Source organism: Ancylobacter sp. TS-1 (assembly GCF_009223885.1).
GTDB lineage: Bacteria > Pseudomonadota > Alphaproteobacteria > Rhizobiales > Xanthobacteraceae > Ancylobacter.
The window spans coordinates 446,007-458,644 of the sequence record NZ_CP045144.1 but is presented as its reverse complement, the minus strand read 5'-3'; the positions used below and the strand labels follow the sequence as shown (position 1 = coordinate 458,644).

The 12,638-nt window shown below is 68.5% G+C and carries 10 protein-coding genes; 7 read left to right on the top strand and 3 right to left on the bottom strand.

Annotated elements, in window-relative coordinates; genetic code table 11:
* Nucleotides 1-117: 117 nt before the first annotated feature.
* The 6 genes from GBB76_RS02200 (at nucleotide 118) to aat (ending at nucleotide 5,706) form a co-directional block, all read left to right on the top strand.
* Nucleotides 118-1,593, top strand: coding sequence for a M48 family metalloprotease (locus GBB76_RS02200; protein ID WP_152301775.1), 1,476 nt, complete (start codon nucleotides 118-120; stop codon nucleotides 1,591-1,593).
* Between the two features lie 35 nt (nucleotides 1,594-1,628).
* Entirely contained in the window at nucleotides 1,629-2,414 is a 786-nt protein-coding gene (locus GBB76_RS02195) for a DsbA family protein (protein WP_152301774.1), read from the top strand.
* Nucleotides 2,415-2,636: 222 nt separating this feature from the next.
* Nucleotides 2,637-3,083 carry a type II 3-dehydroquinate dehydratase gene (gene aroQ / locus GBB76_RS02190; RefSeq protein WP_152301773.1) on the top strand — a complete coding sequence of 149 codons (447 nt, stop codon included), beginning with the start codon at nucleotides 2,637-2,639 and terminating at the stop codon, nucleotides 3,081-3,083.
* Between the two features lie 33 nt (nucleotides 3,084-3,116).
* Nucleotides 3,117-3,587: an acetyl-CoA carboxylase biotin carboxyl carrier protein gene (accB, locus tag GBB76_RS02185; protein ID WP_371717050.1), complete on the top strand. Its 471-nt coding sequence runs from the start codon at nucleotides 3,117-3,119 to the stop codon at nucleotides 3,585-3,587.
* Nucleotides 3,588-3,598: 11 nt separating this feature from the next.
* Nucleotides 3,599-4,951: an acetyl-CoA carboxylase biotin carboxylase subunit gene (gene accC / locus GBB76_RS02180; protein ID WP_152301771.1), complete on the top strand. Its 1,353-nt coding sequence runs from the start codon at nucleotides 3,599-3,601 to the stop codon at nucleotides 4,949-4,951.
* A 74-nt stretch (nucleotides 4,952-5,025) separates the two neighbouring features.
* Nucleotides 5,026-5,706: a leucyl/phenylalanyl-tRNA--protein transferase gene (gene aat / locus GBB76_RS02175; protein ID WP_152301770.1), complete on the top strand. Its 681-nt coding sequence runs from the start codon at nucleotides 5,026-5,028 to the stop codon at nucleotides 5,704-5,706.
* On the opposite strand, the gene GBB76_RS18995 is transcribed toward aat, so the two are convergent.
* The 3 genes from GBB76_RS18995 to GBB76_RS02160 form a co-directional block, all read right to left on the bottom strand.
* Nucleotides 5,637-6,314, bottom strand: coding sequence for a DUF2155 domain-containing protein (locus tag GBB76_RS18995; protein ID WP_371717049.1), 678 nt, complete (start codon nucleotides 6,312-6,314; stop codon nucleotides 5,637-5,639). The genes aat and GBB76_RS18995 overlap by 70 nt on opposite strands.
* A gap of 116 nt (nucleotides 6,315-6,430) precedes the next feature.
* Nucleotides 6,431-6,844, bottom strand: coding sequence for an NADH:ubiquinone oxidoreductase subunit NDUFA12 (locus GBB76_RS02165; protein WP_202911150.1), 414 nt, complete (start codon nucleotides 6,842-6,844; stop codon nucleotides 6,431-6,433).
* Nucleotides 6,845-6,934: 90 nt separating this feature from the next.
* Complete coding sequence (locus GBB76_RS02160) at nucleotides 6,935-8,152, bottom strand: MFS transporter (protein ID WP_152301768.1); 1,218 nt, start codon at nucleotides 8,150-8,152, stop codon at nucleotides 6,935-6,937.
* A gap of 664 nt (nucleotides 8,153-8,816) precedes the next feature.
* Between GBB76_RS02160 and GBB76_RS02155 the strand changes: the two genes are divergently transcribed.
* Complete coding sequence (locus GBB76_RS02155; RefSeq protein ID WP_152301767.1) at nucleotides 8,817-12,539, top strand: vitamin B12-dependent ribonucleotide reductase; 3,723 nt, start codon at nucleotides 8,817-8,819, stop codon at nucleotides 12,537-12,539.
* The last annotated feature ends 99 nt before the right edge of the window (nucleotides 12,540-12,638 follow it).

Genomic DNA, 12,638 nt, shown 5'->3' with positions numbered 1-12,638 from the left:
ATCCGCGCCGCATTCTCGGGCTCGTGTCGGCTGGCGTTCAATAGAAGATGATGAGGGCGAGACTTGACCCTGCCGTCGCGGCAGCGTCAGGTCGCCCGCACAATTTCGTGTCGATGGATGATGCTTCCCAGGCTCGTTGACAACCCCCCGCTTCGGCGGAACCCGCCCGCCCGGCCCTCGCGGCTCGGGTGCGCCTTCGCGCGCGCGGCGCGGGGGCTCGGCCTCGTGGCCGCGACCGCCCTCGCCGGCCAGGGTGCCCTCCAGCCCGCCATGGCGCAGAGCCAGGGCCGGCAGCCCAACATCATCCGCGACGCCGAGATCGAGCAGCTTCTGCGCGACTATACGCGACCGATCTTCAAGGTCGCCGGCCTGACCCAGCAGAACATCCAGATCGTGCTGGTCGGCAGCGACTCCTTCAACGCCTTCGTCGCCGACGGCCGGCGCATCTTCATCAATACCGGGGCGCTGAAGCAGTCCAAGACGCCGAACGAGATCATCGGCGTGCTGGCGCACGAGACCGGCCACATCGCCGGCGGCCACCTGTCGAACATGCGCCAGCAGCTCGAATCCGTGCAGACCGCCGCCATTGTCGGCATGCTGCTCGCCGCCGGCGGCATCGCCGCGGGCGCGGCCTCCGGCGCCAATATGGGCGCGGCGGCCAGCGCCCTCGTCGCGCCGCAGGAAATGGCGCGCCGGACGCTGCTGTCCTACCAGCGCGGCCAGGAAGCCTCGGCCGACCAGGCGGCGGTGAAGTACCTCACCGCCACCAAGCAGTCCGCCAAGGGCATGCTGACGACCTTCGAGCGCTTCCAGAACGAGCAGATGTTCCTGAGCCAGCGTGTCGACCCCTATGTGCTGAGCCATCCGATGGCGACCGAGCGCATCGCGCTGCTGTCCGAACTCGCCCGCCGGAGCCCCTATTACGACACCAAGGACCCGCCGGCGCTGCAGGCCCGCCACGACATGATGCGCGCCAAGCTGGTCGGCTTCACCCAGACCCCGGACGCGGTCAGCCGCGCCTATCCGGCCTCCAGCACCTCGCTGCCGGCACGCTATGCCCGCGCCATCTCGGCCTATCGCTATGGCAGCATTCCCGACGCGATCCGCCAGATCGACGCGCTGATCGCCGAGCAGCCGGGCAATCCCTATTTCTACGAGATCAAGGGGCAGGCGCTGCTGGAGGCCGGGCGGCCGCGCGAGGCGGTTCCGCCGCTGCGCCGCGCGGTGCAGCTCTCCAACGGCCACCCGCTGATCCGCATGCTGCTCGGCCAGGCGCTGGTGGCCACCGAGGACAAGTCCACCATGGACGAGGCGGTGCGGGAGCTGACTTTCAGCCTCCAGCGCGAGCCTTCCTCGCCCGGCGGCTGGCGCTACCTCGCCATGGCCTATGGCCGGAAGGGCGACATACCCAATGCCGATCTCGCCTCCGCCCAGGCCGCGTTCATGAGCGGGGAGTTCCGCTCCGCCCGCGAACTGGCGACGCGCGCGAAGAACGGCTTTCCCCTTGGCTCGCCCGGCTGGCTGAAGGCCGACGACATCGTCAACTTCAAGCCGCCGGTCGATCCCCGTTCGAAGAAAAAGGCCGGCCCGTGAGGCCGCGCCGCATCCCCTGTCCCCTGGAGAATCCGATGTCGCCGCTGTCCATCCTTCGCCGTGCCGGCCGCGGCACCCTCGCCGCCGGGCTCGCCGCCGTCCTCCTTTTGGGGGCGGCGCTCACGCCCGCCGCGGCGCTCGACGACGCGCAGCGCAAGGAGTTCGAGGGCGTCATCCGCGACTATCTGCTGAAGAACCCGGAAGTGATCCAGGAAGCGATCGTCGAGCTGCAGAAGCGCCAGCAGGCCGCCGAGGCCGGCCAGCGCAAGCAGGCCCTGACCGAGCTCAAGCCGCTGATCTTCGATTCGCCGCGCGGCGTCGTGGTCGGCAACCCCGATGGCGACGTCACCCTCGTCGAGTTCTTCGACTACAATTGCGGCTACTGCAAAAGGGCGCTCGGCGACCTCGTCGATCTGGTCGGCAGCGACAAGAAGCTCAAGGTGGTGCTGAAGGAATTCCCGGTGCTCGGACCGGGCTCGGTCGAGGCCGCGCGCGTCGCCGTGGCGGTGCGCCTGACCGCGCCGGACAAGTACTTCGCCTTCCACCAGAAGCTGCTGAGCGATCGCGGCCAGGCCAACAAGGCGAAGGCTCTGGAAGCCGCCGCCGAAGTGGGCGTCAACCGCGCCGCGCTCGAGAAGGCGCTGGAGAACCCGGAGATCGACGCCTCCCTTCAGGAGAGCCTGAAGATCGCCGATGCGCTCGGCATCGACGGCACGCCGAGCTATGTGCTCGGCGACGAGGTGGTGGTCGGCGCGGTCGGCCACGACCAGCTCCGCGAGGCCATCGCCGCAGTCCGCAAATGCGGCAAGGTCCAGTGCTGAGCCGCTGACCCCGTCAGCCCCATGCGTCCGGCGGAAGACGTGGATGCCCGGACCCGGCCCGGGGATGACGCCTTCCCGGCCCACCCGGCGCCCCCTGCCGCTGCAACCGGCTGGGGGTTACTGCCGCGTGCGGCGCGGCGGGGCTTGGCGCGGGGCGAGGCATTGCCTATAAACCCCAGCCGCCCCGGCCACTGCGGGCGGCGGCTGGCTTCCTGAGGCGCGATGCCCGACACGGTGCATGTTCTCAACGGTCCGAACCTCAACCTGCTCGGCACGCGCGAGCCGGAGGTGTACGGCCGCGCCACGCTGGCCGATGTCGAGGCCGCCTGCCGGGCGGCCTGCGAGAGCCACGGCCTCAAGCTGGTGTTTCGCCAGACCAATCACGAGGGCGAGCTCGTCACCTTCCTGCAGGAGGCGCGCGGCTCGCTCGGCGTCGTGCTCAACGCCGCCGCCTACACCCACACGTCCGTCGCCGTCGCCGACGCCATCAAGGCGGTCGGCCTCAATGTCGTCGAAGTCCACCTGTCCAACGTCTTCGCGCGCGAAGCCTTCCGCCATCACTCCTACATTTCGCCCGTTGCCCGCGGCGTGATCTGCGGGCTCGGGATCGAGGGTTACCGGCTCGCCATCGACGCGCTTGCCGGCTCCGCCGGCAGCCGCGCCAGCTGAAGGGAGACGGGAAGCGACCGTCACGGGATCATGATGAAAACCAACAAGCCGAACATCGACCCTGCGCTGGTGCGCGAGATCGCCAACCTGCTGTCCGAGAGCGACCTCACCGAGATCGAGGTGCAGCACGAGGATCTGCGCATCCGCGTCGTGCGCGCCCCGCCGACGGTCTATGCCGCCGCGCCGGTGGCGGTCGCCGCGCCGGCCGCTGCACCGGCCCCGGCCGCCGCTGTCGCCGCCCCCGCCGCGTCGGAAGACGTGTCGAAGCATCCCGGCCTCGTCACCTCGCCGATGGTCGGCACCGCCTATCTCGGCCCGGAGCCGGGCGCGAAGTACTTCATCGACGTCGGCTCGGTGGTCAAGGAAGGCCAGACGCTGCTGATCGTCGAGGCGATGAAGACCATGAACGCGATCCCCGCCCCCCGCGCGGGTACCGTCACCCGCATCCTCGTCGAGAACGCGCAGCCGGTCGAATATGGCGAGCCGCTCCTGATCATCGAGTGAGGAGCGCCCCGATGTTCGGCAAGATCCTGATTGCCAATCGCGGCGAGATCGCGCTGCGGGTGCTGCGCGCCTGCAAGGAAATGGGCATCGCCACCGTCGCGGTGCACTCCACCGCCGACGCCAACGCGATGCATGTGAAGCTCGCCGACGAGAGCGTGTGCATCGGCCCGCCGCCGGCCCGGGACAGCTACCTGAACATCCCGGCCCTGCTCGCCGCCTGCGAGATCACCGGCGCCGAGGCGGTGCATCCGGGCTACGGCTTCCTCGCCGAGAATGCCCGCTTCGCCGAAATCCTGATCGACCACGGCGTGCAGTTCATCGGGCCCAAGCCCGAGCATATCCGCATCATGGGCGACAAGATCGAGGCCAAGAAGACCGCCAAGAAGCTCGGCATTCCCTGCGTGCCCGGCTCGGATGGCGGCATCACCTCGGATGACGAGGCGGTCAAGGTCGCCAACGAGATCGGCTATCCCGTGCTGATCAAGGCCGCCGCCGGCGGTGGCGGTCGCGGCATGAAGGTTGCGCGCTCGGAGCAGGAGCTGTCCTCTGCCCTGTCGACCGCCCGCTCCGAGGCCCGCGCCGCTTTCGGCGACGATGCGGTCTATATCGAGAAATATCTCAGCACGCCGCGCCATATCGAGATCCAGGTGCTGGGCGACGGCAAGGGCAACGCCATCCATCTCGGCGAGCGCGACTGCTCGCTGCAGCGCCGCCACCAGAAGGTGCTGGAGGAGGCCCCCTCCCCGATCCTCACGCCGGAACAGCGCGAGCGCATCGGCGGCACGGTGGCGCAGGCCATGCGCGACCTGAAATATCTCGGCGCCGGCACCATCGAGTTCCTGTACGAGAACGGCGAGTTCTATTTCATCGAGATGAACACCCGTATCCAGGTGGAGCATCCGGTGACGGAGGCGATCACCGGGGTCGACCTGATCAACGAGCAGATCCGCGTCGCCGCCGGCCTGCCGATGAGCGTGACGCAGGACGACATCAAGCTGAACGGCCACGCCATCGAGTGCCGCGTGAACGCCGAGCACCCGCGCACCTTCCGTCCCTCGCCGGGCCGGATCGACAACTGGCACGTGCCCGGCGGGCCGGGCGTGCGGGTGGATTCGGCGGTCTATCAGGGCTATTCGATCCCGCCCTATTACGACAGCCTCGCCGGCAAGCTGATCGTCCATGCGGCCACGCGGGACGAATGCCTCGCCCGCCTCAAGCGCGCGCTGGACGAGTTCGTGGTGGAAGGCATCGAGACCACGCTGCCGCTGTTCCGCGAGCTGGTCGACAATGACGACATCAAGCGCGGCGCCTACGACATCCACTGGCTCGAGCACTTCCTCGCCGAAGGCGAGCCGGGCAGCTGACGCGCCTTCCGGCGTGACGGCGGAACGGGCGGCGGCGCCTTCACAGCGCCGCCGATCTCCGTCATTCTGCCGCTATGTCACACCCGCGCGAACATCAGGTCGAGATTACGCCGGAAGTGCTGCTGAAGGCCTATGCCTGCGGCATCTTCCCGATGGCGGAGAGCGCGGACGATCCGGGCCTCTACTGGATCGAGCCGGAGCGGCGTGGGGTGATCCCGCTGGACAGCTTCGCCATCACCGGCCGCCTCGCCCGCACCGTGCGCTCCGACCGCTACGAAATCCGTATCGACCATGATTTCGAGGCGGTCATCGACGGCTGCGCGGCCCCGGCGGACGGGCGCGGCTCGACCTGGATCAACCGGCGCATCCGCAAGCTGTATTGCGACCTGCACGCGCGCGGCTACTGCCATTCGGTCGAGGCGTGGCAGGACGGGGAACTCGTCGGCGGGCTCTACGGGGTGCGGCTGGGGCGCGCCTTCTTCGGCGAGAGCATGTTCCACACGGCCCGCGACGCCTCGAAGGTGGCGCTGGTGCATCTGGTGGCGCGGCTGAAGCGCGGCGGCTTCGTGCTGCTGGATACCCAGTTCGTGACCGATCACCTGAAGAGCTTCGGCGCCATCGAGGTGCCGCGGCGCCAGTATCACCGCCTGCTCGCCGAGGCGCTGGCGGAGGGCGAGGCCGATTTCTACTGCTGGCCGCCGGGCGAGGCGATCACCGGCGCGCTCTGCTTGCAGTCGGTCAGCCACACATCGTAGATCGGGTGCTCGACACCGTGCAGGCCGGGGCTGGAAGCGAACATCCAGCCGCCGAACAGCGGCTGCACCTTGCCGTCGAGCGTGATCTCCTGAACCTCCACGAAGCCCGTGGTGTTCTGCTGCTCGGTCTCCGGCCGCGTGTAGCAGGCGCGCGGGGTGATGCGCAGCGCGCCGAACTGGACGGTCTCGTTGATCGAGACGTCGAAGGAGATGATCCGGCCGGTGATCTTGTCGAGGCCGGAGAACTCGGCGGTCGGGTTCTCGACCTTCTGCTCGGGCGGCTGCACCACCTCGATGTCGCCGCCGGGGCCGACGCTGGCCTGACCGGGAACCTCGGGCGGCGCCTGCGCGGGCGCGCGCGGGGCGCCGGCGTCCGGGTCTTCCATGATGGAGGGCACGCCGGGGCCGCCGGGGGGCGAATCGGGATTCTCGACCGGGCCGGACGGCAGGCCGGGCGGCGGCGCCAGCGGCTGGGCATCGACACCGCCCTGCCAGCCCTGCTGGGCGGCGAGCGGCGCCGTCAACGCGGCAAGAACCACGGGGGCGAGAACCACGGGGGCAAGCGCCACGGCGGCGAGAAGCGCGGAACGGAACGGAGCGGCGAACATCGAAAGGCCTCGGCTGCCGCGCATCCCCGTCGACGCGCGCCTGAGGCCAAGATGACGGGCAATGCGGCGATGTCGGGGCGGGCGCGGCGACATGCGCCCCGCCGGACGCGGAAGGGTCACTCGGGCGTCCAGGCCTTGTAGTCGCCCGTCACAACCGGGCGGTGGCCGCTGGCGAGGGTCGAGCCGGGCGGGTGATAGGCATTGGCGGTGCCGGTCGGGTTGGGCCGGTGCGGCTTCTCCCACTCGCGCGGGACATAGGTCTCCTGCGACGGCGGCACGTCGGAGCGCTGGTGCATCCAGGCATGCCAGCCGGGCGGAATCGCGGTCGCCTCGGCATAGCCGTTGAAGATCACCCAGCGGCGCTCGAAGCCGAGCGCCGGGTCGATCTTGCCGCCCTTGGTGCGGTAGTAGCGGTTGCCGGCCTCGTCCTCGCCAACGAACTCACCATGGCGCCATGTGTGGAAGCGCGTGCCCATGGTCTGGCCGTTCCACCAGGTGAAGGTCTCGGTGATGACGTCGGAAAGCTTCACGGAATTCGTCCCTGCGCCGGCTTGGAGCTCGGGCGGAACATGCCACCCGCGCCGCCCGGTGTCCAGCGTGCCCGCGCTCGCGCGCGGGTCTTACGCACGGCGGAACTCGGTGGCGAAATAGGCCAGGGCGAGCCCGACGAGGCCGATGCCGGCGCCCGTCACCGCGCCCCAGCCGGCGAGTTCGTAGAGCGGGCTCGCCAGCGCCGAGCCGAGCGCCCCGCCGAAGAAGAAGGTGGCGATGTAGAGCGCGTTCAGCCGCGAGCGCACCTCCGGCGCCAGCATGAAGATGGCGCGCTGGCCGAACACCAGATTCGCCGTCGCCGCGCAGTCGAGCACGATGGCGCCGATGGCGAGCACCACCACCGAGGAGAGGCCCACGCCCAGCTCGGTGACGAGGAAGCCGGCCACCGCCAGCACCAGCGCCCAGCCCGTCGCGGCGCGGGAGAAGCCGCGGTCGGCGATCCATCCGGCCAGCGGCGAGATGACGACGCTCGCCGCCCCCGCCAGCGCGAACAGCGCGATGCCCTGCTGGCCGAGCCCGAACTGCGGCGTGGCGAGCAGAAGCGGAACGGCGGTCCAGAACAGGGTGAAGGCGCCGAACATCGCCGCCTGATACGCCGCGCGCCGCCGCAGCACCGGCTGCGAGCGCATCAGCGGCCAGAGCGAGCCGACGAGTTGGCGATAGCTGGTGCGCCCGCCGGGATGGCGCGGCGGCAGCGCCGCCCGCAGGCCGACGGCCAGCGCCAGCATGGCCAGCGCGGCAATGAGGAAGACCGCCCGCCAGCCGAGCCAGTGGGCGAGCAGGCTGGACACCGGACGGGCGAGCAGGATGCCGGTCATCAGCCCGCTGACCACGCTGCCGACCTTGCGCCCGCGCTCCTCGGGCCGGGCCAGATGGGCGGCGAAGGGCACGGCGACCTGCGCCACCACCGAGCCGACGCCATAGACCAGCGCCGCCAGCAGGAACGTCGCCGGGGTGCTGGAGACGAAGGCGAGCCCGAGCCCCGCCGCCGCGCACAGGATGATCGAGCCGATCAGCCGTCGATTCTCCAGGATGTCGCCGAGCGGCACCAGCAGCAGCAGGCCCAATATGTAGCCCACCTGTCCGACGGTCACGACGAGGCTGGCGAGCGTCTCGTCCAGCCCGATATCGTCGGCGATCAGCGCCACCAGCGGCTGGGCGTAATAGAGATTCGCCGCCCCAAGGCCGGCCGCCAGCGCGAGCAGGAAGAAGGTGACGGAGGAGTGCGAGGGCGGGGCGACCGCTGCGCCGCCTCCGGCGTCGGCTTCGGGATGGGAGCGGCTCATGGGTCTGCCTTCGCGCCAGGGGATTCGGGCCAGAGGATGCGGGCTATGGAATGTCGGGGCAGATATACGCCGGTCCCCCGGCCCGCCAAGGCCGCGGCCCGGCCTTTCGAATGCCTTTCCGCAAAGGCCGGATTGCCCGGCGGGCGATGCCGATGGGGAAGCATGGAAGCAGGCGCCTTACACTCCTGAGGAGTGGCCCGACCCACATCTACAAACTGAAATTGTGGGGCCCCAACAATCCCCGCTTTTCTACGCATCCTGCCTCGCCGTTTATTCGGGCTGGACTCGGAACGCGAATCCCCGCGGAATCGGGACTTCCGCTCTGGAAAGCGAGCGATTACGGCACCATCTACATTTAGATATTTTTCACCTCCTCCACACTAGAGTTTGTGACGGAAGGTTGACGCGATTAAGGGAGTCGGCCAGTTTGGCCCCGTCGGCGGCAGCGTAGGTTTTGCAGCCGACTCATCCAGATTGAAGCGGGCTCCATCGCCGGAGATTGGTTCCGGCGAAGCGTTTGTGCGTGCCAAAAACACACCGGAGCGGACAGGCTTTGAAGCCGTTCGCCAACCGGGACCGACAGGTATGCGGACGCAGAGTCCGGAGCTTTGAATGTCGCTGAGTGGACTGGGGACAGGTCCACCACGAACCGGGGACGACGAATATGCGCATCGAGCGCCGTTATACGAAGGCCGGCCGTTCTCCCTATGCGGACATCGCGTTCCGCAAGGCGACGAGCGAGATTCGCAATCCCGACGGATCCATTGTGTTCCGGCTCGAGGCGATCGACGTGCCCGACCACTTCTCCCAGGTCGCGACCGACATCATCGCGCAGAAATATTTCCGCAAGGCCGGCGTGCCCGCGCGGCTGAAGAAGGTCGAGGAAGAAACCGTTCCTTCCTTCCTGTGGCGCGGCACCGCCGACGACAAGGCGCTCGGCGCCCTCCCCGAGAAGGAGCGCTTCACCGGCGAGACCGATTCCCGTCAGGTCTTCGACCGTCTGGCCGGCACCTGGACCTATTGGGGCTGGAAGGGCGGCTATTTCGATTCGGAGGTCGACGCGCAGGCCTTCTTCGACGAGCACCGCTACATGCTGGCCATGCAGATGGCCGCGCCCAACTCGCCGCAGTGGTTCAACACCGGCCTGCACTGGGCCTATGGCATCGACGGCCCCAGCCAGGGGCATTTCTACGTCGACTACATCACCGGCAAGCTGACCCGCTCCAAGTCCTCCTATGAGCACCCGCAGCCGCACGCCTGCTTCATCCAGTCGGTCTCCGACGATCTGGTGAACGAGGGCGGCATCATGGACCTGTGGGTGCGCGAGGCGCGCCTGTTCAAGTACGGCTCCGGCACCGGCTCCAACTTCTCCGCCCTGCGCGGCGAGGGCGAGCGGCTGTCGGGCGGCGGCCGTTCCTCCGGCCTGATGAGCTTCCTCAAGATCGGCGACCGCGCCGCCGGCGCCATCAAGTCGGGCGGCACCACCCGCCGCGCCGCCAAGATGGTGGTGGTCGACGCCGACCACCCCGATATCGAGACCTATGTCGACTGGAAGGTGAAGGAGGAGCAGAAGGTCGCCGCGCTGGTGGCCGGCTCCAAGATGCTCGCCAAGCACATGAAGGCCGTGATGAAGGCCTGCGTGAACTGCGAAGGCGACGGCGACGACTGCTTCGATCCGGAGAAGAACCCCGCCCTGAAGCGCGAGATCCGCGCCGCCAAGAAGGCGCAGGTGCCGGAGAGCTACATCCGTCGCGTCATCCAGTTCGCGCGACAGGGCTACAAGGACATCGACATCCCGGTCTACGACACCGACTGGGATTCGGAGGCGTATCTGACCGTCTCCGGCCAGAACTCGAACAATTCGGTGCGCGTCGACGACGCCTTCCTCAGCGCCGTGCAGGCCGACGCCGACTGGAACCTGACCTCGCGCACCACCGGCAAGGTGACCAAGACCCTCAAGGCCGCCGAGCTTTGGGAGAAGATCGGCCACGCCGCCTGGGCGTGCGCGGATCCCGGCATCCAGTTCCACACCACCATCAACGACTGGCACACCAGCCCGGCGGGCGGGCCGATCCGCGCCTCCAACCCGTGCTCGGAGTACATGTTCCTCGACGACACGGCGTGCAACCTCGCCTCGCTGAACCTGCTCCAGTTCCGTAACGCGGACGGCACGTTCGACGTCGAGAGCTACGAGCATGCCTGCCGCCTGTGGACGGTGGTGCTCGAAATCTCGATCCTGATGGCGCAGTTCCCCTCCAAGGAAATCGCCAAGCTCTCCTACGAGTACCGCACGCTCGGCCTCGGCTACGCCAATATTGGCGGCCTGCTGATGACCTCGGGCATTCCCTACGACTCCGAAGCCGGCCGTGCCTATTGCGGCGCGCTGACCGCCATCATGACTGGCGTCGCCTATGCGACCTCGGCCGAGATGGCCAAGGAACTCGGCCCCTTCCCCGGCTATCAGCCCAACGCGACCCACATGCTGCGCGTCATGCGCAACCACCGGCGCGCCGCCTATGGCGAGAAGGGCGGCTATGAGGGGCTGAACACCAACCCGGTGCCGCTCGACCACGCCAGCGTGCCGCAGCCGCTCCTCGTCGAGCGCGCCAAGGCGACCTGGGACCTCGCCCTCTCGCTCGGCGAGACGCATGGCTACCGCAACGCCCAGACCACGCTGCTCGCGCCCACCGGCACGATCGGCCTCGTCATGGACTGCGACACAACCGGCATCGAGCCCGACTTCGCGCTGGTGAAGTTCAAGAAGCTGGCCGGCGGCGGCTACTTCAAGATCATCAACCGCGCCGTGCCGGAGGCCCTGCGCACGCTCGGCTATTCGGAGAGCCAGATCGCCGAGATCGAGGCCTATGCGGTCGGCCACGGCTCGATCACCCAGGCGCCGGCGATCAACCACTCGACGCTGCGCACCAAGGGCTTCGACGACGCCACGCTGGCGAAGATCGATGCCGGGGTGAAGAGCGCCTTCGACGTGAAGTTCATCTTCAACCGCTGGACGCTCGGCGACGAGGCGCTTGCGAGGCTCGGCGTGCCGGCCGACAAGCTGGCCGATCCGGCCTTCGACCTGCTGTCCTTCCTTGGCTTCTCGAAGAAGGACATCGAGGCCGCCAACATCCACGTCTGCGGCGCCATGACGCTCGAAGGCGCGCCCTTCCTCAAGACGGAGCACTATCCCGTCTTCGACTGCGCCAATCCCTGCGGGCGCATCGGCAAGCGCTACCTGTCCGTGACCAGCCACATTCTGATGATGGCGGCGGCGCAGCCCTTCCTCTCGGGCGCGATCTCCAAGACCATCAACATGCCGAACGAGGCCACCGTCGAGGACTGCAAGGAAGCCTACCTGCTCTCCTGGCGCCTGGCGCTGAAGGCCAATGCGCTCTACCGCGACGGCTCCAAGCTCTCGCAGCCGCTGAACTCGCAGCTCGTCTCCGACGACGAGGACGAGGAAGACGGCGTCGAGGCGCTGCTGGAGAAGCCCGCCGCCGCGCGCGCCGCGCACATCACCGAGAAGGTGGTGGAGAAGATCATCGAGCGCGTGGTCGCCATCCGCGACCGCGAGAAGATGCCCGACCGCCGCAAGGGCTACACCCAGAAGGCGGTGGTCGGCGGCCACAAGGTGTATCTGCGCACCGGCGAATATGATGACGGCCGCCTCGGCGAGATCTTCATCGACATGCACAAGGAAGGCGCGGCGCTGCGCTCCTTCATCAACAACTTCGCCATCTCGGTGTCGCTGGGCCTTCAGTACGGCGTGCCGCTGGAGGAGTATGTCGACGCCTTCACCTTCACCCGCTTCGAGCCCGCCGGCCCGGTGCAGGGCAATGAGGTGATCAAATACGCCACCTCGATCCTCGACTACATCTTCCGCGAGCTCGCCGTGTCCTATCTCGGCCGCCACGAGCTCGGCCATGTCGAGCCGGGCGAGTCGAATTTCGACGCGCTGGGCAAGGGCGTGGAAGAGGGCAAGGCCTCGCCCACCAGCGCCGCTTCGCGCATGGTGTCGAAGGGCCTGATGCGCGGCAAGAATGTCAGCCTCATGGTGGTGCCGGCCGGCACCACGCTGCCCACCAGCGCGGCGTCGAACGTGACGGCGCTGCGCGGCGGCATCCAGGGCGCCACCGCGCTCAAGGCCGAGCCGATGGACGAGGACGAGCAGGAACTGGGCAGCACCGACGCCCTCCCCTGGTCGGCCCCCGCCGCCGCCCCGGCGATCGCCGCCGCCACCGGCCCGACCAAGGCGGAGGCCCGCGCCATCGCCCGCGCCAAGGGCTATGAGGGCGAGGCCTGCCCCGAGTGCCAGAACTTCACCATGGTGAGGAATGGCACCTGCCTGAAATGCGAGACCTGCGGGTCGACGACGGGGTGCAGCTGAGCCGGTATTCGGATAGAAACAGAAGAACGGCCGGGCTCGCCCGGCCGTTTTCATTTAGGGGCCCCGACATCGGCGCCGGGCCCGACCTCAACCGGGACA

Bases quoted from the DNA above. Each gene is read 5' to 3' on its own strand.
- GBB76_RS02200 (WP_152301775.1), top strand. From the start codon at position 118: ATGATGCTTCCCAGGCTCGTTGACAACCCCCCGCTTCGGCGGAACCCG.
- GBB76_RS02195 (WP_152301774.1), top strand. From the start codon at position 1,629: ATGTCGCCGCTGTCCATCCTTCGCCGTGCCGGCCGCGGCACCCTCGCC.
- aroQ (WP_152301773.1), top strand. From the start codon at position 2,637: ATGCCCGACACGGTGCATGTTCTCAACGGTCCGAACCTCAACCTGCTC.
- accB (WP_371717050.1), top strand. From the start codon at position 3,117: ATGAAAACCAACAAGCCGAACATCGACCCTGCGCTGGTGCGCGAGATC.
- accC (WP_152301771.1), top strand. From the start codon at position 3,599: ATGTTCGGCAAGATCCTGATTGCCAATCGCGGCGAGATCGCGCTGCGG.
- aat (WP_152301770.1), top strand. From the start codon at position 5,026: ATGTCACACCCGCGCGAACATCAGGTCGAGATTACGCCGGAAGTGCTG.
- GBB76_RS18995 (WP_371717049.1), bottom strand. From the start codon at position 6,314: ATGTTCGCCGCTCCGTTCCGTTCCGCGCTTCTCGCCGCCGTGGCGCTT.
- GBB76_RS02160 (WP_152301768.1), bottom strand. From the start codon at position 8,152: ATGAGCCGCTCCCATCCCGAAGCCGACGCCGGAGGCGGCGCAGCGGTC.
- GBB76_RS02155 (WP_152301767.1), top strand. From the start codon at position 8,817: ATGCGCATCGAGCGCCGTTATACGAAGGCCGGCCGTTCTCCCTATGCG.